At 67.5% G+C, this 23,510-nt stretch carries 18 protein-coding genes and 1 pseudogene; 7 read left to right on the top strand and 12 right to left on the bottom strand.

Annotated features, from left to right (window positions below):
• Positions 1–38: 38 nt before the first annotated feature.
• The gene (oprG, locus tag M6E97_RS01045; protein WP_174217696.1) at positions 39–737 is read left to right on the top strand and encodes an outer membrane protein OprG; all 699 of its coding nucleotides are present in this window, start codon (positions 39–41) and stop codon (positions 735–737) included.
• A gap of 83 nt (positions 738–820) precedes the next feature.
• The gene (locus tag M6E97_RS01040) at positions 821–1,177 is read left to right on the top strand and encodes a SirB2 family protein (protein ID WP_003159320.1); all 357 of its coding nucleotides are present in this window, start codon (positions 821–823) and stop codon (positions 1,175–1,177) included.
• Here the strand turns inward: M6E97_RS01040 and M6E97_RS01035 are convergent, their stop codons facing one another.
• The 6 genes and pseudogenes from M6E97_RS01035 to M6E97_RS01010 all read right to left on the bottom strand — a co-directional run bounded on the left by M6E97_RS01035 (position 1,178) and on the right by M6E97_RS01010 (position 8,086).
• A complete protein-coding gene (locus M6E97_RS01035) occupies positions 1,178–2,107 on the bottom strand; it encodes an NAD-dependent epimerase/dehydratase family protein (protein ID WP_034005664.1) in 930 nt (309 codons plus the stop codon).
• Positions 2,100–2,984: a dTDP-4-dehydrorhamnose reductase gene (locus M6E97_RS01030; protein ID WP_003113045.1), complete on the bottom strand. Its 885-nt coding sequence runs from the start codon at positions 2,982–2,984 to the stop codon at positions 2,100–2,102. The genes M6E97_RS01035 and M6E97_RS01030 overlap by 8 nt, the downstream gene beginning before the upstream one ends.
• A 268-nt stretch (positions 2,985–3,252) precedes the next feature.
• A pseudogene (gene feaR / locus M6E97_RS01025) lies at positions 3,253–4,204 on the bottom strand (transcriptional regulator FeaR).
• A 160-nt stretch (positions 4,205–4,364) separates the two neighbouring features.
• A complete protein-coding gene (locus M6E97_RS01020; protein ID WP_003132379.1) occupies positions 4,365–4,943 on the bottom strand; it encodes a DUF3156 family protein in 579 nt (192 codons plus the stop codon).
• A complete protein-coding gene (locus M6E97_RS01015; RefSeq protein ID WP_003093348.1) occupies positions 4,918–6,408 on the bottom strand; it encodes an APC family permease in 1,491 nt (496 codons plus the stop codon). Before M6E97_RS01015 ends, M6E97_RS01020 begins: the two co-directional genes overlap by 26 nt.
• Positions 6,409–6,598: 190 nt before the next feature.
• Entirely contained in the window at positions 6,599–8,086 is a 1,488-nt protein-coding gene (locus tag M6E97_RS01010; protein WP_019484730.1) for an aldehyde dehydrogenase family protein, read from the bottom strand.
• Positions 8,087–8,314: 228 nt separating this feature from the next.
• Between M6E97_RS01010 and M6E97_RS01005 the strand changes: the two genes are divergently transcribed.
• Positions 8,315–8,983, top strand: a complete 669-nt coding sequence (locus tag M6E97_RS01005) for a helix-turn-helix transcriptional regulator (protein ID WP_003113042.1) — start codon at positions 8,315–8,317, stop codon at positions 8,981–8,983.
• On the opposite strand, the gene M6E97_RS01000 is transcribed toward M6E97_RS01005, so the two are convergent.
• Positions 8,980–9,816, bottom strand: coding sequence for a class I SAM-dependent methyltransferase (locus tag M6E97_RS01000; RefSeq protein ID WP_003093354.1), 837 nt, complete (start codon positions 9,814–9,816; stop codon positions 8,980–8,982). The genes M6E97_RS01005 and M6E97_RS01000 overlap by 4 nt on opposite strands.
• A 106-nt stretch (positions 9,817–9,922) precedes the next feature.
• On the opposite strand from M6E97_RS01000, the gene M6E97_RS00995 reads away from it, so the two are divergent.
• From M6E97_RS00995 to M6E97_RS00980, 4 genes are all read left to right on the top strand, one after another.
• Positions 9,923–10,297: a hypothetical protein gene (locus M6E97_RS00995; RefSeq protein ID WP_009313341.1), complete on the top strand. Its 375-nt coding sequence runs from the start codon at positions 9,923–9,925 to the stop codon at positions 10,295–10,297.
• On the top strand, positions 10,294–10,500 hold the full coding sequence (locus tag M6E97_RS00990; RefSeq protein ID WP_003093358.1) for a helix-turn-helix transcriptional regulator: 207 nt from the start codon (positions 10,294–10,296) through the stop codon (positions 10,498–10,500). Before M6E97_RS00995 ends, M6E97_RS00990 begins: the two co-directional genes overlap by 4 nt.
• 210 nt (positions 10,501–10,710) lie before the next feature.
• Positions 10,711–13,686 (top strand): non-ribosomal peptide synthetase, encoded by a 2,976-nt coding sequence (locus M6E97_RS00985; protein ID WP_034005661.1) that lies wholly within the window; start codon positions 10,711–10,713, stop codon positions 13,684–13,686.
• A gap of 89 nt (positions 13,687–13,775) precedes the next feature.
• Entirely contained in the window at positions 13,776–14,465 is a 690-nt protein-coding gene (locus M6E97_RS00980; protein WP_003113039.1) for an SDR family oxidoreductase, read from the top strand.
• A gap of 14 nt (positions 14,466–14,479) precedes the next feature.
• Here M6E97_RS00980 and M6E97_RS00975 read toward each other — a convergent pair whose 3' ends face one another.
• From M6E97_RS00975 to cupB3, 5 genes are all read right to left on the bottom strand, one after another.
• On the bottom strand, positions 14,480–15,124 hold the full coding sequence (locus M6E97_RS00975) for a response regulator transcription factor (protein WP_003093364.1): 645 nt from the start codon (positions 15,122–15,124) through the stop codon (positions 14,480–14,482).
• Positions 15,125–15,768: 644 nt separating this feature from the next.
• A complete protein-coding gene (locus M6E97_RS00970; RefSeq protein ID WP_033957037.1) occupies positions 15,769–16,914 on the bottom strand; it encodes a fimbrial protein in 1,146 nt (381 codons plus the stop codon).
• Positions 16,915–17,013: 99 nt separating this feature from the next.
• Entirely contained in the window at positions 17,014–20,070 is a 3,057-nt protein-coding gene (locus M6E97_RS00965) for a GLUG motif-containing protein (RefSeq protein WP_034064663.1), read from the bottom strand.
• Between the two features lie 87 nt (positions 20,071–20,157).
• Entirely contained in the window at positions 20,158–20,898 is a 741-nt protein-coding gene (locus tag M6E97_RS00960) for a molecular chaperone (RefSeq protein WP_003132349.1), read from the bottom strand.
• Entirely contained in the window at positions 20,895–23,429 is a 2,535-nt protein-coding gene (cupB3, locus tag M6E97_RS00955) for a fimbrial biogenesis outer membrane usher protein CupB3 (RefSeq protein ID WP_034005658.1), read from the bottom strand. The genes M6E97_RS00960 and cupB3 overlap by 4 nt, the downstream gene beginning before the upstream one ends.
• Positions 23,430–23,510 lie beyond the last annotated feature (81 nt).

Here is a 23,510-nt window from a genome sequence, read left to right as displayed (position 1 = left end):
AGCACCAACACTTTCTAATACAAGGAATGGAGCTCATCATGCGTAAGTCCTGGCTTACCGCTTCCCTGCTGGCCCTCACCGTCGCCTCCCCGTTCGCCGCTGCGGATATTCAAGGACACAAGGCCGGTGACTTCATCATCCGTGGCGGCTTCGCCACCGTCGATCCCGACGACAGCAGTTCCGACATCAAGCTGGACGGCGCCAAGCAGCGCGGTACCAAGGCGACCGTCGACAGCGACACCCAGCTCGGCCTGACCTTCACCTACATGTTCGCCGACAAGTGGGGCGTGGAACTGGTCGCCGCCACTCCGTTCAACCACCAGGTCGACGTCAAGGGCCTCGGCCCGGGCCTGGACGGCAAGCTGGCCAACATCAAGCAACTGCCGCCGACCCTGCTGCTCCAGTACTACCCCATGGGCGGTACCAACAGCGCCTTCCAGCCCTACGGCGGCCTGGGCGTGAACTACACCACCTTCTTCGACGAAGACCTCGCCAGCAACCGCAAGGCGCAGGGTTTCAGCAGCATGAAGCTGCAGGACTCCTGGGGCCTGGCCGGCGAACTGGGCTTCGACTACATGCTCAACGAGCACGCGCTGTTCAACATGGCCGTCTGGTACATGGACATCGACACCAAGGCCAGCATCAACGGCCCGAGCGCCCTGGGCGTGAACAAGACCAAGGTCGACGTGGACGTCGATCCGTGGGTCTACATGATCGGTTTCGGCTACAAGTTCTGAGTCGTAGACTGTCGCGGGGCTTGCGCCCCCAACGGAAAAAGGCGCCTTCGGGCGCCTTTTTTCATCCTGCGGAAACGGACCCCATGTACCTCTGGTTGAAGACCCTGCACATCACCTTCGCCCTCAGCAGCGCCGCCCTGTTCGTCTGGCGCCTGGCCTGGAACTGGTCGGGGCGCAAGGCCAGCGGCATCCGCCGCTGGGGACCGCATCTGGTGGACACCCTGCTGCTGCTCAGCGCGCTCGGCCTGGTGCACCTGGCGATGCCCTGGCCGCTGCCGCTCTGGCTGCTGGCGAAGCTGGGGCTGTTGCTGGGCTACATCGTCTGCGCGGCGTTCGCCCTGCGGATGGCGCGGGGCCCCGGCAAGGGCCTGCTCAGCGTCCTCAGCCTTGCCCTGCTGGGCGGGATCTTCTACCTGGCGCTGAACAAGCCCTGGTGGTGATCAGCGGCCGAGCAGGCGCGCCAGGCCCACGCCCATCGGCGTCGGCTGGTCGAAGCGGAAACGCCGCAGCAGGCGCTCGTTGTTCGCCCGCGAATGCCTGATGTCACCGGCTCGCGCGTCGGCGTGGGTCACCGGCGGCAGGCCACCGAGCACCTGGCCGATCTCCGCCAGCAACTGCTTCAGGCTGATGCTGCGATTCAGGCCGACGTTCACCGCCCCGGGCTCCACCGCCGTCGCCTCCAGCGCCTGGACCAGGAAATCGACCAGGTCGGCGACGTAGATGAAGTCGCGGGTCTGCTCGCCGTCGCCGAACACGGTGATCGGCGTCCCCTTCAGGGCGCGCTCGGTGAATATGCTGATCACCCCGGAATAGGGCGAGGACGGGTCCTGGCGCGGCCCGTAGACGTTGAAGAAGCGGAAGATCGCCGGCTCCAGCCCATGCTGGCGGCGATAGAAATCGAGGTAGTACTCGCTGGCCAGCTTGTCCGACGCGTAGGGCGTCAGCGGCGACTTCGGGGTGTCTTCGTCGATCGCCGTGCCTTCGCCGTTCTGCCCGTAGACCGCTGCGCTGGAAGCGAACACCACGCGCTTCACGCCCTGCTCGCGCATCGCTTCGCAGAGGTTCAGGGTGGCGATGAAATTGCTCTGGTGGGTGGCGACCGGGTCGTCCACCGAGGCCTGTACCGAGGCGACCGCGGCCAGGTGGGCGACCGCCGCGCAGCCCTTCAGGGCGGCCTCCAGGGTCGCCGCGTCGGCGGCGTCGCCCTCGACCAGTTCGACCCGCTCGTCGTCCAGGGGCAGGTTGTCGCGCTTGCCGGTGGACAGGTTGTCCAGCACACGCACGCGGTAGCCGCGCGCCAGCAGCGCGTCGGTCAGGTGGGAGCCGATGAAACCGGCGCCGCCGGTGATCAGGATGGGGCGTTCAAACATGCCTGTAGTACCTGTCCAATAGAGCCGGCAAACCTGCGCGCCAGGCGCGCGGCTTGATGCCGAAGGTGTGGAGGATCTTCTTGCAGACCATCACCGCGTGCTGCGGTTCGTCGAGCGCGTCCGGGCGCGCGGCATGGGCCTCCGCCGAAGGCTCCTGGATCAGGTTGGAGCGATAGGTACGCGCCTCGTTGAGGATCACCTGTCCCAGCGCCAGGGTGGTGGTCGCTTCCAGTCCGCCGTAGTGGTAGGTGCCCCACAGCGGCGCCTGGCAGTCGAGCTGCTTGAGCACCGAGAGCACCACCCGCGCGGCGTCGTCCACCGGCGTCGGGTTGCCGCGCCGGTCGTCGGCGAGGAACAGCGGCTGCGGTTGTTCGGCGCGGCTGAGGAAACGTCCCAGCAAGCCGTTCGGGCTTTCGTCCAGCAGCCAGCCGAAGCGGATCAGCACATGTCGCGGGCAGGCCGCGCGCACGCTCTGCTCCATGCGCCAGAGCGCCTGGCCACGCAGGCCCAGCGGAAGGGTCTCGTCCTTCTCGCTGTAGGCGGTGGCGCGGGCGCCGTCGAAGACCCGGTAGCTGGACGGCTGGACCAGCAGGATCTCGTAGTGCTGGCAGAGCTCCGCGAGGCGCTCGACGGCGCGCTCCTGGGCGCCCAGGCGCTCCGCCTCGACCTGCTCGGCCTGGAACCAGTCGTGGTAGAAGGCGAGGTTGATCACCGCGTCGGGGCGCGTTTCGTCCAGCAGGGTGGTGAGGCTGGCTGCATCCCAGCCCTGCTCGGGTGGTCTGGGCGCGAGGAAACCGATGTCTTCCTCCGCCCCTAGGCGGATCAGCGCCTGTCCAAGGGCATTACCGCCGCCCAAAAGCATCAGGCGCATTCGCATGGTGTAGGGGGGCACTCGAAATCTGATAGTGAATAGCGACGCGGCGCACGCCCCAAGGCAATGACATCCTGCGCCTCGCTGGCGACATGAAAGGTGCGGGCATCGGGTGCTGCTTGTCGCGGCAGGTACCCCGGACAGCGCCGCCGTTATTTTCATGCAACCTGACACGCCGCATTCTTGCTGTGCCTCCGGTGAAGCGTCAAGCATTCACCGGGCCAGCTCCGCCTGCGGCGCGGATCGGCGGGACGAATGGCAGCGCGCGGCGGCGTCAGGCCGGTAGCGCGCCGGCCCGATAGTCCTTGGGCGAAACCTCGAACTGCTTCTTGAACGCCCGGCTGAAATGCGCCGAGTCGCTGAAACCCCACTTGAAGGCGATGGAGGTGATCGATTCGCCGCGCAGCCGGGGGTTGCCGAGGTCGGCGGCGCTGCGACTGAGGCGCTGGCGGAGAATGTAGCGGCAGACGCTGTCGCCCTGCTCCTCGAACAACCGGTACAACTGGCGCACCGAGATGCGCAGGCGGCCGGCGAGCATGTCCGGACTCAGGCGCGGCTCCTGCAGGGATTGCTCGATCAGACGCTCCGCGTGCCGGCGCAGACTGTAGCCATAGAGCCCGGCCAGCGGTCCCTCCAATTCCTCGCCGGCGTGCTGTAGCGCCGGCCCGAGCAGGGCGATCAGCGCCTCCTGCAACGCCCCGCCTTCGTCCGCCACCGCCCACGGTTGCAGTTCTCCGGCGCACACCTGCTGCACCAGCAGTGCCGAGCAGGCGACCGCTGGCGCAGTTCGGCGAGAGTTTGCCGAAGGCCCGCTGGCTGGGCGGCAGGTGCCGGCATACCTGGTCGCGGGAGAGATGGAACGAGGTGTGTTCGATGAGTCCGTGGGGAATGATCTCGCAGCCGCCCGCGGAGTCCATCAGCGCCATTTCCCCTGGCGCCAGCTCTATGCTGTCCCCACCCTGGCGCAGTTGCGCATGGCCGCTGCGCTGGACGACCAGGAAGCAGTGGCGGTCGTCGTCATGATCGGCATGGGTGGCCTGGCGGGCGATGCGCCCTGCGTTGGTGCGGATCTGCGCCAGCTCCAGGCCGCCGAGGTCCTGCCGCGAGATATCGCCGATGAACAGCGTCCGGTTCAGCGCGGGCTGCGACTCGAAGCGCCCGCAGACCTGGCGCAACGTCTGGTTCCAGGCTTCGAAGCTGTTGTGTGCGGAAGACAGGGTATGCACCGGGCACCTCCTGACGGCAACGGCCATCGTTATTGTTGTATGGCGCGGCAATTACCGAGCCACGCAGCGCTGCCGATATGATTAACATGTTATCGATATACCCACAAGCTAGCGCAAATGGACCGGCGGATACGCATCCGGGAGAGCCGGCAAGGGCCGTTCAGGCGGGAGAAAGCAGGCGTTGCAATTGGGCGAAGGCGCCCAGCAGGGCCAGGCGCTGCTCGGCGACCAGAGGGATGTAGCGGCGATAGGCGGGGAAGCGGTTGACCACCTCGCACGCCCCCAGGTGTTCCAGGCTCACGGTCCAGCCCCTGTCGTCGCGGCAGAGGCGCAAGCTCCGGAAGTCCAGCGGCATGAGTTGCTCCAGCAAGGCCCGGTCGCCCCCCTGCAAGGCCTCCCGCAACGGCTCGAGCCCGCTCCCGCTGCGCACCTTGCAAAGGATGCCGCGACGCCGCAAGCAACCGGCGTGACGCAGCTCCAGGCTGGCCGGCGGCCCCCCGGGCGCCGCCACGAACAGGCTGAACTCGGTGCTGACGATATGCATGAACAGGTGCGCCTGGACCCGCTCGCGAACCTCGAGGCTCAGCTCTTTCGTACGCAGCAACAGCCTGCCGTCCTGCGCCTCGCCGTCGCACGCAGCCAGGTTGCGCCGCACCAGGGCCAGGGTGGCTCCGGGGCGATAGGCGGCTGGCCGCCAGTCGCGCCAGTGGCGCTCATACCAGCGCGCCCAGGCGGACATGCGCCTTCTCCCGCTGCTGCTGGTCCTCTTCGGCGAATTCCTTCTCCAGCACCTCTTCCACCGCCAGCGGACGGAACGGATTCACCCGCTGTACGCACAGGGTCCAGAACAGGGCGTAGGCGGCCGCCAGGCCGAGCATCAGGGCGAACGGCAGGTAGATGTCGGCGGGGTTCATACCCGGCGGCGTGATGTAGAACATCCCCAGCAGGATTCCGGCGCTGGAGAACAGCTGCGGCAACGGGAACAGCGGCGAGCGGTAGGCGCGCGGCAGGTCCGGGCGACGGATGCGCAGCAGCACCACGGAGAGGGTCACCAGCAGGTAGGCGGTGCCCCAGGCGCAGACCGCCGCCAGGACCAGGTGGATGATCCCTTCGCTGTCGCCGCCCAGCCACCAGGCGTGCAGGCAGGGAATCGCCGCTGCCACGGCGATGCACAGCAACGGTGTCTTGAAGCGCGGGTGCAGGTAGGTGAAGGCCTTCGGCAAGGCGCCATCCAGCGCCATCCCGTAGAGAATCCGCGGCAGGCCGGCCATCAGGGTGTTGATGGTGGCGGCCCCGGCGAACAGCAGGCCCACGCCCAGCCAGATGCGTCCGAACGGTCCCATCACCTGCTCGGCGAATCGCGGGATCGCCATCGGCGTCTCCAGCAGGTGCAGGCCGCCGCCGAGGTCGAGGTTTTCCACCTGCCGGCGCATCGCCGCGCCATAGAGGAACATGCAGCAGGCCACCCCGACCAACCCCAGGGCCATCGCCCGCGGCAGGGTCCGCGAAGCGTGGCGCACCTCCGGCGCCAGCGGCGTGACGAATTCGCAACCGACGAACATGAACATCGCCATGCCCACCAGCGACAGCAGGGTCGGCAGGTCGTCGCCGACCATCGAGGCCCCGAACCAGCCCTGCAACTCCACCGCGGGCAGGCGCAGCAGACCGGCCACGGCGAAGATCATCAGGGTGCTCCACATGCCGAAGGTGAGGATCACTTCGGCGCGACCGAAGGCGGTGATCCCCAGCGCATTCAGCAGGCCGAAGCAGAGCACCATGCCGACACCCACCAGCCAGGCGCCGCCGCCCGGCTCGGTGAGGGTATTCAGCGACTCGAAGTTGACCAGCGCCATGGTGCCGCTGAGCATGGTTTCGGCGGTGCCGGCGAACACATGGACGATCAGGTAGGCCGACAGCGTGCCGGTGATCGCGAAGAAGCGCCCGAGGCCGCACGACAGGTAGTCGTAGACCGAGCCACGGGTCGGCAGCAGGCAGGCGGCCTCGGCGAAGGTGGTGGACTGCGCCAGCATCAGCAGCAGCGCCACCAGCATCGCCACGGCGAAGGTTCCGCCGCCCAGGCCGAAGCCGGTGGTGGCGGTGAGGATCACCGGGCTGGCCATGATCAACCCGACCGAACTGGCCAGGGCGGTGGGGAAACCAACCCGCCCGCGGAGCAGGTGCTGGGTGAGTCTGGAGTTGGACATCGACGTATCCTCGACGGCAGCGTTGCTGTTGTTGTTCTTGCGTCAGGCCCTGCCAGGGCGCGCCAGGCGCCCTGCGGGACGCGCCGGCGTCCCGTACGCTCCGCCGGCAGGCGAAGCGTGTCGAACAAAAGGCTGCCGCGGAGGGCAGCGAAAGAGCCGAACGAATCGGCTCACCCCGATTTCATCGATATCAGTAGGCGATGCACACCGACTTGTTCTCGGTGTACGCCTCGATCGCCGCATGGCCCATCTCGCGACCGATGCCGGACTGCTTGAAGCCGCCGAACGGCATCGACGGGTCGAGCAGGTTGTGGGCGTTCACCCATACCGTGCCGGCCTTGATCCTGGGCACCAGGCCCATGACCTGGCGCAGGTCGTTGGACCAGATGCTCGCACCGAGCCCGTAGATGCTGTCGTTGGCCAGACGCACCGCTTCGTCGAGATCGTCGAAGGGCGTCGCCACCAGCACCGGCCCGAAGATTTCCTCGCGCACCACCTGCATCCCCGGGGTGACGTCGGCAAGGATCGTCGGCTGCACGTAGAACCCCGCCTCGCCCTGGCGCGCCCCGCCGCAGACCACGCTGGCGCCCTCAGCCACCCCGCTTTCGATCATCCCCAGCACCCGCTCCTGCTGCCTGGCCGAGACCAGCGGGTTGATCTGCGTGGTCGGATCCAGGCCGGGGCCGATGCTCAGGTCGCCGGCGATGGCCGCCAGGCGCTCCAGCACCTGGTCGAAACGCTTGCGCTGCACATAGAGGCGCGAGCCAGCGGTGCAGACCTGCCCCTGGTTGAAGAAGATCGCGCCGGCGGAACCGGCGGCAGCCATGTCCAGGCTGGTGTCATCGAGGATGATCACCGGGGATTTGCCGCCGAGTTCGAGGGAAAAACGCGTCATGTTCTCCACCGCCGCATGCCCGATCAGCTTGCCCACCGGGGTCGAGCCGGTGAACGCCAGCTTGTCGATGCCCGGGTGCGCCGCCAGTGCCGCGCCGGCCTCGGCGCCCGTGCCGGTGACGATGTTCACCACCCCTGGTGGAATCCCCGCCTCCAGGCACAACTGGCCGAGGCGCAAGGCGGTCAGCGGGGTTTCGTCGGCCGGCTTGAGGACTACGGTGCAGCCGCAGGCCAGGGCCGGGACGATCTTCCAGATCGCCATCAGCAAGGGGAAATTCCACGGCACGATGGCTCCGACCACGCCCACCGGCTCCGGCACCGTGTAGGCCCGGTAGCGCGCGCCTGGGACCGCGGCGATCGACAGGTCTAGGCTGCGGCCCTCGATCTTGGTCGCCCAGCCGGCCATGTAGCGGATGAACTCGACCGAGGCGCCGACCTCCAGGGCCCGCGACAGGTTGATCGACTTACCGTTGTTCAGGGTCTCCAGCTGCGCCAGTTGCTCGCCATGCGCCTCGATCCGTTCCGCCAGTCGCAGCAGCAGGCGCTCGCGATCGGCCGGGCGCTGGCCTGCCCAGTTGCCTTCGAACGCACGCCGCGCGGCGGCGACCGCCCGATCGACGTCTTCGGCGCCGGCGCGGGCCACGCGCGCCAGCTCGGCACCGGTCGCCGGGTCGTACAGCGGCATGTCGGCGCCGGAACGCGCCGGCCCGGACTCGCCGTCGATCAGCAGGCCATGGGGACTGCGCAAGAAGGCGCTGACGGACGGGTCGATGGCAATACTCATGTGTGCTCCTCGGCTTGGCGACGGCGCTGCGTCATGCATGCGCCTACTACCCGGGAATACTCTGGACCCGCCGCTCCCCCGCTCGCTTGCTCCAGCCTGCCGGGTTTCTTGCCGCTGCCTGCCAAGCCAGGCAGAGAGAGACAAGACGGCGCGCCGGGGCATGGACATTCTGCCCGGCAGGCGGGACAGTGGACGTCCCGCCGCCTCGTCCCACGGGAGTCCCGCGCCATGCCTTCGACCCTGTCGCCCGACCTCGGCCCGCGCTGCATGCAGGCCTTCACCCAGGTGGTGCCGGCCAGCCTGTGCGTGTTCTATCGCATCGACGAGGATTGCCGCGCACACGATTTCCAGCTCCTGCGGATGCCGGCCGGCATGCACCGCGACTACCTGCGCCACTACCGCGACTACGATCCGCTGCAGCCGCGCCACTGCCTGGCCAGCGCTTCGCCGGTGGTGCCGCTGCGCCAGGGCATCGCCCGCCAGCCCGCGGAGGACAGCGCGCTATACCAGGGCTTCCTGCGACGCCACGGGATCTGCGACGTGGTCGAGGTGCTGGCGCATGCGCATCAGCGTCCGGTCGCGGCCCTGTCGTTGCTGCGCGACGCCCGCCTAGGGGCCTTCTCCGACCAGGAGCTGCGACAGTTGCGCGCCCTGCATGGCCTGATGGAGCTGGCGGCGCAGGCATGCGCCACGCCAACGGCCAGCGCCGAGCGCCTGCAAGGCCTGACACCGAGGGAACGGGAGATCGCCCTGCTGCTGCGCGACGGCGTCAGCAACAAATGCCTGGCGCAGTGCCTCGGACTCGGCCTGCCGACGGTGAAGACCCACCTGCTCAACCTGTTCCGCAAGACCGGCGCGCGCAGCCGCACCGAGCTGGTGAAGCGACTCTTCCTCTAGCCGCGCGCGGCCTGGGGGCTGCGCGCCTCCAGCCAGAAGAGGAACTGCCGCACCGCCAGCGGCTCGCCGCTCTCGTGCAGGCCGCGCAGGCGCTCGCGGTGGCGCCTGAAGGAAAAACCGGGAAATACCCAGGGCAGGTTCAACAGGTACCAGGCCAGGGCGCCGACATCGGCGAAGTGCAACACCTCCCAACCTTCGCCGCCTGCCACCGGCGGCAACTCCGCGGCCTCCAGCTGGGCCCGGGCGAAACCCAGGTTCCAGTGCGGCGCCTCCGGCGTCGGCGCCGGTTCGCCGAGCAACGCATAGAACTCGCGGTTGAAGTCGCCGGCCACCTGCTGGGTGAGGAAACAGCCGCCGGGCGCCAGCACCCGCCGGACCTCCGATGGCAGATAGGACTCGTGGCGGTTGCCGACCAGGTCGAAGGTGCCATCGGCGAACGGCAACGCCCCGCCGCCATCGCCCTCCCGGCCCTGGCGATGGTTGTCCGGCGCGCCCTCCACCTCGACCACGCGGATGCCCAGGGGCTCCAGGCGCCCCCGGGCAATCTCCAGGTTGGGCGCCCAGCCCTCGGTAGCCACGGTGAGCGGCGGACGATACGGCAGCCGGCTCAACCATTCGCCGCCGCCGGTGCCCATGTCCAGCAGGCTGGCGGCGGCCCGGCAGCGCTCCAGCATGCGCCCCGGGAAATCCCATGGCGGCGGTTCCAGGCGGATGCGTCCGCCATAGTCGTATTCCCAGCCGCGCATCGGTGTGCGGCCGGCTTCCACCAGCAGCGCGTCGAATTCGTCGCCCGTCGCCATTTCGCCGTTCTCCCAGAGACCGCCCGCTACCATCCCCGAGTCTCCTCGCCAAGGCAAGCCCATGGAGAATGTAAAGCTTGCTTGACAAAGAAGAGCATCCCGGCCAATGTAAAGCCCCCTTTACATGGACGGTTCAACCATGACCCACAAACGTTTCTTCCTCGAACTGCTTCTCGCGCTGGTCGCCTATGCCGCTGCCGTTCTGATCAGCGGCCAGTTGCTGGCAGGCACGGAACCGGGCGCCGGCCGGGTCTTCCTCGCCCTGCTGCCGGTGCCACCGATGGTCGCCCTGGCGCTGGTGGTGATCCGTTACCTGCGGCGCCTCGACGAAATGGCCCGGCGCATCCATCTCGAAGCCCTCGCCCTGGCCTTCGTCGGCACCGCCCTGCTCACCTTCGCCTACGGTTTCCTCGAAACCACCGGCTTTCCGAAACTCTCGATGTTCTTCGTCTGGCCCCTGATGGGCGCGTTCTGGGCCATCGGCTGCGTCCTGGGACTGAGGCGCTACGCATGAGGAACCGGGTTCGCGAGTTGCGCGCGGAGCGCGGCTGGTCACAGGCGGAGCTGGCCGGAAAGCTGGAGGTATCGCGGCAGACGGTGAACGCCATCGAAACCGGCCGCTACGACCCAAGCCTGCCCTTGGCCTTCAAGCTCGCCCGGGTGTTCGGACTGGCGATAGAAGCGATCTTCGACGACCGGGAAGGCCAGCTGGACTGAGTCCGGTCCCGCTGCCGAAAATGTCCGGGGCGCCCCCTGGCGACCCCGGCGGCGAGCCCCCCTTACCCTGTACCAAATGGCAGTTGCCGCATTTCCCCTCGGGGCTAGCCTTGGACCAGGCCTATCGCCAGCCTTCCCCCTGGTCCCCGCTCGATACGCTGAAAAACCACGGATAACGTCTTTTCAACCGGCAAGACAGGAGTCTCAGCCATGTCGAAAGATTCTGTTCTTGGCTTATTCAGGCAACACGCAGATACCCATCCCGAACGCCCCGCCCTCGTCGATCACGAGCGCTCGTTCAGCTACCGCGAACTCGACCGACTCAGCGACCGGCTGGCCGCCCACCTGGCCAGGCGCGGCGTCGCCCGCGGCGAGCGGCTGCCCCTGCTGGCCGAACGCTCGGCCGAACTGGTCATCGCCATCCTGGCGGCCGCCAAGTGCGCAGCGGCCTACGTACCGGTGGACCGTCGGCAACCCGACAGGCGCAAGCAGGAAATCCTCCGCCAGTGCCAGGCCCCCGTGGCCCTCGCCACCCAGGCCGAGGACCTCCCGGGGCAACCGGTGGAGGTCATCGCACAGGTGCTCGCGACGAGCGCGGCGGGTGCCGCGCCGAGGCCGGCGCTCGACGGCGCCGAAGCGCTGTATGTGATCTTCACCTCGGGCACCACCGGCGAACCCAAGGGCGTGGTGATCGAGAGCCGCTCCCTGAGCAACCTCGTGGACTGGCACAACCGGCGCTTCGAGATGGACCAACGGAGCCGCACCACCCTGATGGCCGGCGTCGGCTTCGACGTTTGCCAATGGGAAATCTGGTCCACCCTGTGCGCAGGCGCCTGTCTCCACCTGGTGCCCGACGAGGTGCGCCCGGACCCGGCGGCGCTGCTGGCATTCTTCGCCGAGCAGCGGATCAGCCATGCCTTCGCGCCTACCGTGATGGTCCCTGCGCTGGTGGAGCAACCCGCTCCGCCGTCGCTGGCGCTGCGCTACCTGTTCTGCGCCGGGGAAAAACTGCCGCCGGTCGCAACCGGCGGGCTGCCCTATACCGTGGTGGATTACTACGGCCCGACCGAAGCCACGGTCTTCGCCACCTGCCGCATCGTCGACGCCGAAGCTCATCGGCGGCCCGCCTCGATCGGCACGCCCATCGACGGTTGCGAGGCATTCATTCTCGACGCCAACGACCGGCCTTGCCATGGCGACCGGCCCGGCGAGCTGAACCTGGCGGGCGTCTGCCTGGCGCGCGAATACCTGCGCGACCCGGACATGACCGCCAGGCGCTTCCACTACTCGCAGGCACTGCGGCGCCGGCTCTATCGTACCGGCGACAAGGCCCGCTGGCTGGCCGACGGCAGCCTGCAGTTCCTCGGTCGGCTGGACGATCAGGTGAAGATCCGCGGCCACCGCGTCGAACTCGGCGACGTCGAAGCCGCGCTGCTGCGCCAGCCGGCGATCCATGGCGCGGTGGTGCTGGCGCATGCCGACCCACGCTGCGGTAGCCAGCAATTGAGCGCCTTCGTGGTCCCCCGCCAGCGGGGCGGCGATGCCAGGGCCGTGCTCGCCGCCATCAAGACCGCCCTGCGCCAGGAACTGCCCGACTACATGCTGCCCAGCCGCTATCTGTCGCTGGACAGCCTGCCGACCACGGTCAACGGCAAGATCGACCGCCAGGCCCTGCGTCGACGCCTGGAGGAACAATGCCAGGAACGACTCGACGAGCAACGCTTCGGCACTCCCGGCGAACTGCAAGTGGCTCTGGCCTGGCAGGAAGTGCTGGGGCATACCGACTTCGGCCTGGACGACAGCTTCTTCGAGGTCGGCGGCCATTCCCTGCTGGCCGCCGCCCTGGTGCGCGAACTGAGCCGACGCTTCGGCAACCGTGCCTACATCCACGACATCTACCGCACCCCGAGCGTGCGCCAACTGGCGGCCAGCCTGGCGCGGCGCGCCGGCGAAGCGCCGCCGGCGCTGGACAGCGAACCGGCCCAGGAGCTGCAACGGGACGTGCGCCTGCCCGCCGACGTGGATTTCAGCCGGCCCATGGACACCGCCCAATTGCTCGCGCCACGGCACATCCTGCTCACCGGCGCCAGCGGGCTGATGGGCGCCCACCTGCTCGCCGAGCTGCTGGCCAGCCGCGAGGCCGACCTGCATTGTCCGGTCCGTGCGCAAAACGACGCCCACGCCCTCGAACGCCTGCGCCAGGCCGCCCGGCAGCACCGCATCGAACTCGCCGAGTCGGACTGGCGACGGGTCAGGGCCTACGCCGCCGACCTCGCAGAACCAGGTTTCGGACTACCGGCGGAAACCTACCGCGAGCTGGCCGGCAGCGTCGACCAGGTCTTCCATTCCGCCAGCGCGGTGAACTTCATCCAGCCATACAGCTACATGAAGCGCGACAACGTCGAGGGGCTCGGCCAGGTCCTGCGCTTCTGCGCCAGCGGCCGCTGCAAGCCGCTGATGCTGCTGTCGAGCATCTCGGTGTACAGCTGGGGCCACCTGCATACCGGCAAGCGCCTGATGCGCGAGGACGACGACATCGACCAGAACCTGCCGGCGGTGGTCACCGACATGGGCTACGTGCGCAGCAAATGGGTGATGGAAAAGATCGCCGACCTCGCCGCCGAACGCGGCCTGCCGCTGATGACCTTCCGCCTCGGCTACGCCACCTGCCACAGCCGTACCGGCGCCCATGCCGACTACCAGTGGTGGAGCCGGCTGGCGCGGACCTGCCTGGAGTACCGGGCCGTGCCGCTCCTGCGCGAGCTGCGCGAGGGCCTGACCACGGTGGACTACATGGTAGAGGCGATCAGCGTCATCGCCCGCCAGCCTTCGGCGCTGGGCAAGAAATTCAACCTGGTGCCGAGCATTCCGCGCTGCCTGACCCTGGACGAGTTCTTCGACCGTCTCGGGCGACGCGCCGGGCGTCCCCTCCGGCAGATGCCGTTCGACGACTGGGTAAGTCTCTGGGAAGACAATCGCGACGCCCCGCTCTATCCCCTGCTGAGTATGTTCCGCGACAACATGTACGCCGGCCGCAGCACCGTCGAGTTGTACCAGGATACCTATCTCTGGGACTGCACCAACGTCGAGGAACACCTGCGCGGGAGCGCCGTGCGCGAGCCGGAGTTCGACGACCGCCTGCTCGACCTGTACCTCGCCGGCCTGGGCGGCAGCGCCATGCGGTAAGGTCGAGGCCGCCGCGGCCGGTCGCCGCGGCGGTTACCGCAGCGGGACGCGCTTGGGTATCCTGTCCGCTTTATCGCCCGGAGAACCTCATGCACAACGTTCTGATCGTCGGCGCCTCGCGCGGCATCGGCCTGGGACTGGCGGATGCCTTCCTGCAACGCGGCGCACAGGTATTCGCCGTCGCCCGGCGACCGCAAGGCTCTCCCGGGCTACAGGCACTGGCGGAGCGGGCCGGGGAGCGCTTGCAAGCGGTGACCGGCGACCTCAACCAACACGATTGCGCCGAACGCATTGGCGAGATGCTGGGCGAGCGGCGGATCGATCGCCTGATCGTCAACGCCGGCATCTACGGCCCGCAGCAACAGGATGTGGCGGAAATCGACGCCGAGCAGACCGCCCAGCTGTTCCTGACCAACGCCATCGCGCCGCTGCGCCTGGCCAGGGCACTGTCCGGGCGGGTTAGCCGGGGTGGCGTGGTGGCGTTCATGAGTTCGCAGATGGCCAGCCTGGCGCTGGGCCTGTCGGCCACGATGCCGCTCTACGGCGCCAGCAAGGCGGCGCTGAACAGCCTGGTACGCAGCTGGGAGGGCGAGTTCGAGGAGTTGCCGTTCAGCCTGTTGCTCCTGCATCCCGGCTGGGTGCGTACCGAAATGGGCGGCGACAGCGCGCCGCTGAGCGTCGAGGAAAGCGCCGCCGGACTGGTCGCGGCGGTGGAGGATGCCGCGGGCGTGAATGCCTGTCGCTTCGTCGATTATCGGAACCAGCCGCTGCCCTGGTGAAGCGGGCCGATCCGTCAGGGCATCCGGCAATAGCCCTCGGCCGCATACCTGATGAGGTCGGCATCGCGCTTGATGCCGAGCTTCTTCATGGCACTGACCTTCTGCGTACTGATGGTCTGCACGCTGCGATGCGAGCGCTCGGCGATTTCGGTGATGGTCAGTCCGGAGCCGAACAGACGGACGATTTCCGCCTCCCGGGGCGTCAGCCGTTCGTTGTGCGAGGAAAGCACCTGGTTGACGAAGATGTCCCTGATCGACGGCGAGAAATACTGGTTTCGCGAATAGGCCGCGCTCACCGCCGCCAGCAGGTGACTGGTCGAGTCGGACTTGCTGAGGATGCAATTGATACCCTGCTTGAGAATGGCCCGGATAAGGCCCGGATTGTTCAGCATGGTAAAGACAACCAATTGCAGATGCGGATAACGTCGCCGCAGCAATGACAACAATGCCAGTCCATCGCCATATTTCCCGCCCGGCATCGTATAGTCGACGATAACGACATCGCAGTCGCCTTCGTCGAGCCGGCCGATCAACTCGGTAGAATTGGAAACTTGACCGAGCATCTCCAAAGAACCGCACTGACTCAGTTCGTAGGAAATACCCAGCGAAATGGCGGGATGATCATCCGCAACCATTACGCGAATGCGATGTAGGGACATCCTTGCGTCTCCTTAAGCGGTACACGGCAGGCGAAAGCGTTACCAGGAAACCTGTGGTCTCGGTCATGCCTGCCGCAGGCAGGCGGCCGCCGCTCGGCCGGCAAGGAGGAAAGCGCGGTCCGGAATCCGCCGACGCCACTGCCCCGGTTCAAAGTGAACATGTGTATTTTCTAGTGAAACCGACGATATTTAATATAGTAAAACTACTATTTTTTCGCCTCGCAAACTAACAACAAAGACACTTGAAACAGCCCCCGAAAAACGTCTACGTAGACACTTATGAAAAGCGATGAAATACGAAACGGACAAGCCAGAGCAGCAAAAAGTTTGAAAAAAGAGTTCCGCGACAAGCTGAAACTATCGCCTGAAAAATAGCGTTCGTTTATTTGCGCGAAATCCTACCGAGGAAACTTGCATATCCCTCAGAAAGCCTTCGCCCATACGCAATATCGGTATTCCGCGTGCGGGAATGGCATGTGCGCACGAGACCCAGGACGAGCAGCGGAGCGATATGCAGAGCGCCTTCGGCGATCTGCAACCACTGGAGGTGAGGGGCCGAGCCTTCGCGAGGGCTGGCGCGAAAGCGGCCGACGGCGCTTCCCGAGGCGGGGCGGGAAACGCCGGGGAAAGAGCGGCGGCGCCGCTCAGGGGAAGGTAAACGTGAACTCGGCGGCGCCGTCGGCGACCCCGGCCTTCAATTCGCCCTCCGCGCCGATACGGATGTAGGCGGCACTCAGCGGGAGGTCGGCGCTGTCGCCAACACGCCGCATCGGGTAGGGCGTGCCGTCGAAACGTATCCGCTGCTGGTCCAGGCCGTTCTTCACGACGATGCCGAACCCCGCCGCGCCGCCGCTCTTCAAGCTGAGGATCGTCGGGTCCGCTTGCTGCGCCGAGACATACTTGTCGCGGAAAGCGATTTCCGGCTTGGCCAGCGCCGCACACTCGCTGAGAGAAATATCGAAGGAACGCTCCGTGGAGGTGTCGTTGACCCGCGGGAAGTTCTTCAACGCGACGCTACCCAGTTTGACGTTGATTTCCCGTCCCACCTCGACCTTGCATTTCTTCGGGATCGGCGGCGGCGGGGGACCGCCGCCGATCCCGATGGAGGCCGGGCCGATCAGCGAATAGGGCTTTCGGCAAACCCCGGTGGGGTAGTTGTCCGCAGGCACCGCCAGGACGCTGCCGATGGACGCTTCGCCCTTCAGCCTGTCCACCGCCCAGAGATTCAGGGTGGCGCTGCCGGATACGCTGGTTACCTTCAGGTCGCCGGCAGGCAACTCGCCGGGGTCGACCGTCAGGACCAGTTCCTGTAGGTAGTCGCTGGTCGTGCTTCCGGAAAAGCTCGTGACTCGCTTGTCCAGCGCATGGGGCTGGTTGTCGACCGGAATCACCCGCTTGACGCCGTCCTGGGCATCCACCGAGATCCGATAGCCGATGCCTTTGACGTCGGACGCCACCGTGCCGTAGGGCCCCGGATAGCCCACCCCGGACCAGTTCCCCCCGAGGACCAGCTCATGCGCCTCCTGGGAAGCCTGGGGCTTGTAGCTCAGGAACAGGCTCACCGGCCTGGCGAACAGCACCGTGCCTTTCGCCGTGCCGCTGGTCAGCTCGTTCACCACACGCCAGGGCAAGCCTTTGCCATTGCCGAACGAGCAGTTCAGGGCGACCTCGTTCAGGGCCCAGGCCTGGCCGCCGGTCAGGCAGCAGAGGCCGAGAACGAGCGCCTGCCGAGCCTGCGCGCCAGGCCGGCGGCGCAGGGAAACGCGGCCGGGAAATAACCTCATGCTCATGAAACTCTCCAAGATTGCGCCTGCGGAAGAGGGCCACACTCCAGGCGAGAGCGGCCCCGGCCGGGAAGGGAGGTCCGCCTGGGACCTCCCCTGCCGGCCTTACCAGATGTTGCCGTAGTCGATACCGGCAGGCGGCAGGAGCGCCGCCTCGCCGATCACGTAGTTGCCGCCCAGGACCCCATGGTTCTCGCCGACCTGCGCACCGTAGATCTGGCCGTAATGGGACTGAGGCTTGAAGTCGATCTTGCCGCTGACGCCGGAGTACTCGATCGATCCCAGGTTGACGCCGGCCAGCCCGCCCATGGAGACGTAGTAGTCGCCACTGACGGTGCCTTCCGACATGGACGAAACGATGCGTCCCTGGATCTGGTTCTCGCCGACCAGGCCGCCGATGCGGCTGCGCCCGCTGCCGTTGACGGTACTGCTGCTGCGCGCCGACAGGATCGAACCGGCGTTGCTGCCGACCAGGCCGCCAACCGACGCACTCGCAGCGGCGCTGACCCTGCCGCTGGCATCCACGTTGACCAGTTCGCCGCCGTTGTGGCCGACGAGCCCGCCCACCAGACTGTTGAACCCGCCGCTCACGTCGCCGCGCGAGATCGCATGGGCGACGGAACCGCCGAGGTTGTGTCCAATCAGCCCGCCGACGCGACTGTTGCTGCCGCCGCTGACCTTGCCCGTCGCCTCGGCGGTCTCGATGGCGCTCTGGCTGTTGTTGCCGACCAGCCCGCCCAGATCCGCGCCCCCCTGGTCCATGACGCTGCCGCTGGCTTTCAGGTTTCCGAGCATGCCGTTGCCTTCTGCCTTGCCGATCAACCCTCCGGTCGCCAGGCCGCCCTTGCTGTACACCGACCCGCTCGCCTGCGAGCGGAATATCTCGCCGCCGGAACTCAGGCCGACCAGCCCGCCGGTATACCCCGCGCCGCCGGCCTCCACCTGGCCGCTGGCGCTACTATCGGAGACGTGGCCGAACATGTTGTAGCCGACCAGGCCGCCGACGTTCAGGCCGGGCCGGTAGGTCTCGACCTTCCCCTGGCTGCCGGACGCCCTGATCGTGGCCTTCGCATTCAGTCCGACCAGGCCGCCGACGCCGCCCAGGCTGTTGCGCTCGGTGGACTGTGCAGCCACATGGACGTTGCTGTGGGCGTTCTCGATGACCGCCTCCGGCCCCCAGGCGGTGGTGAAGTTCTCCCCCACCAGACCGCCGACCGCCGTGCTCGCCGCATAAGCGGTGACGCCGCCGCTGACGGATGCGTTCGTGATCTGCCCGTTGATATTGCGCCCGACCAGGCCGCCCAGTGCGTTGGAGCGCAGTCGGCTGCCGACGACCGAGACCCCGCTGGCGCTGACGTTGGCGATACGCCCGCTGTTGATCCCGACCAAGGCGCCGAGCGAAGACGGACCGGAGCCGTAGGTGTTATCGGATACCCGCAGGTTGTTCAGTTTCAGGTTGCTCAGGGTGCCCAAGGAGCGGGCGAACAGCCCGACATTCGGCCCGGTGTTGCTGATCGAGAGATTGCCGATGCTGTTGCCGAGACCGTCCAGGGTGCCGCTGAAGACGCCGGCGGGCCCGCCGATGGACTGCAGTGCCGTGCAGTAATAGCTGCCGCCCAGGATATTGCCGCCGAGCACGTACAGGCCGTCCAGGTTCTTGTTGATCGCCTGCAACTGCGCCAGGTTCTGCACCACCGTGTAGTAATAGCCGCCGGAGACGTAGGTCGCGTTGGCCCCGGCCAGGGAGACCGACGCCGTGCCGTTCACCCGGTGGCCTTCGCCGGCATCCATGGCCAGCGCGCTGCCAGCCCCGCCGAGAACGATCTTGTCATTGATATCGATAGCGCCTTCGGCCTTCAGCTCCAGCCCAGCCTTGGCGCCACTGGCATTCAGCCTGCCATTCAGCGTCAGGTCGGCCGCGGAGCCCAGCCCCAGCCGGTTGCCCGATGCCCAGCTCACCGAGCCGTCGAGGTCCAGGTCGCCCTTGGTCGAAACCAGTTCGATATTGGTGCTCGCCAGGTTCCGCGACAGGGTGTCGGCATGAACGGTGACGCCATCCGACACCGCCGATGGGCGCACGTCGATCTTGTCGGCAGCAATCTTCCAGGTGCCGTTGAGGCCATTGCTGGCGAGCGTGTTCACCTGGGTGCCCAGGGCCACCTCCACCGCCTGCCCCCGGACCTCGACCGTCCCGCCGTGCCCCGGTCCGTTCAACGCATTGGCGGACAAGGCGCCTCCCACCATGACCTTGCCGTCCGGGCCGCCATCGAGCACGATCCGCCCGTTCTTGCCGCGCAGCGAGCGGGCCTCGATGGCACCCTGGGTGTTCACCACCGTGTTGAGCAGCGCATTGGCGGTCCTGGCCACCATCAGGACTCGCCCCCCGTCGGCCTTGAGCAGACCGCCGTTGCTTGCCAGCGCATTGGCGACCCCGGCGTCGACGCGGATGTCGAGCAGCTTGTTGCCGTCGAAATTCAGCGTCAGGTCGCTGCCCGCACCGAGCCCGACACCGCCCATCTGCGCCAGGACCGTCCCACGGTTGTCGACCTGCGCGCCCAGCAGGGCGATGCTGCCGCCTTCCGCCGCGGTGATGGCGCCTCCCTGGTTGAGGACACCGTTGGTAGAGGGACCCGTGAAACGGTATCTGGAGGAGTTGCCGTTGAACTCGGCATCCGTGATGTCCAGCGTGGAAGCCACCAGGCCGCCGACATTGACCTGGGCGCCGCGACCGAAGAGCACGCCGTTGGGGTTGACCAGGAAGACCTGGCCGTTGGCATCGATCCGGCCCTGGATATCGCTGGCCTTGGTGCCGATCACCCGATTCAGGGCAATCGAGCTACTGCTCGGCTGGTTGAAGATCACCCGCTCGCCGGCGGCAACGCTGAAGGAGTCCCAGTTGGCGATCAGCTTGTCGACCTTCTGGTTGACCGACAGGCTGTTGCCGCCCGACAGGTGTATCTCCCCGTTCGCGCTCCCGCCGACCACCGTTCCCCCGCTTGGCAGCGCATAGGCCGGAGCCAGGGCCGTGGCGCCCAGCAGGGCCAGGGCGGAGGCGATCGCCGCCTTGGCGCCGGCGGGCTTGCCGCGCCTGCGACTGCCTTCGCTGACGACGTTCCAGCAGCCCTGGGATACGTTCCAGACCAGTGCATAGCATTTGTTCATGTGCTTCCTTCCTCCAGTGAAACCCCGCGACCTATTCGCAGGGCCGTGCTACGGCAGGAGCCCAACTCCCCGGGCCCTGCCGAACTCCTACGGGTATCTCTCTGCCGGCGCGTCACCGCGCTCGATCTGGCCGTCATCCCCCACCGCATCGAAATGGACCCGCGCCGCCTCGCCGGGCACGGCCGGCAGACTCAACGGGGTAACGGCGAAAGGCGGCAAGGTGACGCTGCCGAGGGACATGGCGAGGTCGCCCTCGCCCAGCTCCAGGCGCACCAGGGAAACGTGATAGGGACTGCGGTTGTCCGCCTCCAGCAGCGCCCGCTGCCCCGGCCGTACCGCCGGACGCAGGCGCCAGACGACCTGGCGCGCGGCGGCTCGCGGATCGCCGGCCAGACCCTGCGGACGGAACAGGAGCTTCATCCGCAGGCGGTAGCTCACCAGCAGCAGGTTGCCGCTGCCGTCCTCCCGCCCCGGCACCTCCAGCAGGTTGACCCAGAACAGCGATTCCCGGTCGTCCGGCAGCGGCTCGCCGGTATGGCGAAGCTGGAGCGCCTGGGTCTCCTGCGGGTCCATACGCAACAGCGGCGGCGACAGGATGAACGGCACCGTGACAGCGCTCGGGTCCGCCGTCTCGTCGCCGCGATCGAGCCAGGCCTGGACCAGGGCCGGGCGCGTCCCGACGTTACCGACGCGAATCGTCAGCGCGGAAACGCCCGCCGGATAGATGAAACGGGTCCCGATCACGGACAGCGAGGCGGAGGCATCGGCCACCAGCGCCACCAGCAGGACCCAGGCCGTGCCGCATCGTCCCAGGCCGACGCCGGTCACAGCGTGCGCTCCCGGTCGGCGGCCGACGCCGGGCGACATGCCAGTTGCAGGACGGGAGGCGTCGTCTCGCGCGGGCCCAGCGCATAGTCGACCAGGCACTGCTGCTGCGGCTCGTTGCCCCAGCGCACCCGAACCGAGCCGCGATCCTGCTCGACCCGCAGCACCAGGCGGCTGCCCTGGCCGACGGCGCCCACCGGCTGCCCGCTGTGGACATCGAGCACTTCCGCGGCGAACGGCAGGGGCTCGCCGCTGGGCATCCGGCTATCCACCAGCAAGGGCCTTGCCACCCGCGTCGGATAGTCGAGGCGCACCACCGCTCCGGCGGTGGGCGCCACGTTGCGCGAACTGGACCTCAGTTCGATCTCGTCGGCCATGCCGTTGGGGTCGAGGTCGACGCTGTTCAACTGGTAGGGCAGCAGGTTGGGAATCACCGCATAGCCGTGGCGGTCGATCCGGCTTCCCGAGTAGCCGGCAGCCGCGCCCCTGGCGTTTGGCGCGTGGACCAGGCCGATCGTCTCGCCCAGGGTTTGTGCCGCGGTGATCCCGCCGCTGTGCGCGACCAGGCCCCCCGCGGCCTTGACCGACAACTGCCGATAGCCCGGTCCCTGCGAGAGGCTGGAGCCGAGTTCGACCTGCGGCAGTCGATAGTCGAGGCTGGCGCTCTTCGAGGTCTGCCGGCTGTCGCGGTCATGGGAGGCCGACAGCGAGTAGGAGGCCTCGCCACGCTTGCCCAGCATGCCGGAAACCCCGCTGGTGAGCTGGGTTCCGCTGTTGCTGTCGCGGGTCAGGTAGCTGCTCAGGGTCGGCGACCCGCGTCCCGCGCCGCCCAGCGGAATGGACAGGTTCAGGCTGAACAGCGTGCTGGTCTCGCCGCGCCTGTCACCGCTGGAAAAGCCTTCGTAGTGGCTGCGCAGGCGTTGCGCGGAAATGGAGTAACTGACGTCGCGCCACTGGTTGCTGTAGCCGACGGAGAAGTTGACCGCCCGCCCGCCGCCGCTCCAGTAGCGCTGCGAGGAGCCGTTCAGGTACAGGTTGCCGCCGTTGCCCAGTTGCTGGCTGATGTTGGCGTCGAGACGGTTGCGCAAGCGCGAGAACGACTCCAGCGGCTCGCCTCGCTCTACCCGGTCCTGCATGAAGGCCGCGTCGCGCAGGCCGAGATAGCCACCGGTGGAGTAACGATAGGCGAGCAGCGAAAAGTTGGTGCCGGTGTTCGGCAGGTTCTTGCTGTAGGCGAGACGGTAGCTGGAGCCGCTAAGGCGGTCGTCGCCGGGAACCTCGGTACGCGCCAGCGTCACGTCACCGGAGAATCCGCCCACCGGCGTGTTCAGCGCCGCGCCCATCAACCCGGACATGTAGCTGCCGGTGAAGGCCCCGCCCGCGTATGCGGTGACGTCGTTGCCCAGGCCGCGCTGGTAGACGCCCTGCAGCATGTTCGGCCGACGCTCCAGGCTGGGATCGTTGAGCCGCCCGGCCGTCAGGCTGTAGCGCGTGGTCCCGGGGCGCAGCAGTTGTACGGTGGTGGCGAACGGCACGATGAAACTGCGGACTTCCCCGCTGGCTTCGGTCACCCGCACTTCCAGGTCCCCGCCATAGCTGGCGGTCTGCAGTTCGTCGAGAGCGAACGCCCCGGGTGCCACCGTGGTTTCGTAGATGAGGTAGCCGCGCTGGTAGACCGATACCCGCGCATTGGTACTGGCGGTCCCACGGACCACCGGAGCGTAGTAGCGCAGCGAATCCGGCAGCATCCGGTCATCGCTGGAAAGCTGCACGCCACGGAAGGACACCGCATCGAAGAACTCGCTGCTGGTGGAGTTTTCTCCCAGCAACAACTGCGCACGCCAGGCCGGCAGGTCGGTCTGCACATAGGTGGCGCTGCGCTGGTAGTGGCTGCCCATGCGGCGCGACCAGGTGGCCGTGCCGTTGTGGCGCAGGCGCGCCCGCCCGAAATTGAAGCCGGCGTTCATCCCGGCATAGCCGCTGGTGGCGCTCCTGCCGTGGTTTTCCCTGACGTGGAGATTGCTGTTGTAGTTGAGCAAGGCGGCGGAAATGCCGCTGTCCCAGCTCGCCGGATCGACATAGGTCTTCGACGAATCCAGGCTCAGGTAATAGCTGGGCACCGAGACATAGACCGACTGCTCGGCGATATCGAGCTTGACCCGGGCCCCCGGCACATAGCGCTCGAGCGGGTCGCAGTGCAAACCTTCGGGCAGAGGATCGCGAGCCGAGGAACGATCCTGGCCACGCGCGCTCTTCTCCAGGTCGATGCCCGCCCGCTCCAGCAGGCCCCGGTCGTAGCAGAAGACCGCGCTTTCCCGCCCCGGCTGGCGGCGCAGCTCGACTTCCTCGACACCGCGCCATCGGCTGTTGAGCAGCAGGTCGAGGCGATAGCGGCCTGGCTCGATGACGTCGCCGCGCTCGAAACGCGACGTATCGATCGAGCGTCCGCCCGGCCCCAGGGCCAGCATCTGCGCGTCGAAGACGATCCGCCGCGACGGTGCGTCCAACCCGCCGGCCGGTGACGCAACGGCCACCGCGGGCGCCTGCGGCTGTTTCGCCGGTGCTCCCGCCCTGGCCTCCTTCGCTTTCGCCCCGGCTACGCCGGCGGCGCCGAC

This window comes from Pseudomonas sp. B111 (genome assembly GCF_026428275.1).
In the GTDB taxonomy this organism is placed as follows: Bacteria; Pseudomonadota; Gammaproteobacteria; order Pseudomonadales; family Pseudomonadaceae; genus Pseudomonas; species Pseudomonas aeruginosa.
The sequence above is the reverse complement of the archived record's forward strand: the minus strand, read 5'-3'. Positions and strand labels throughout refer to the sequence as shown.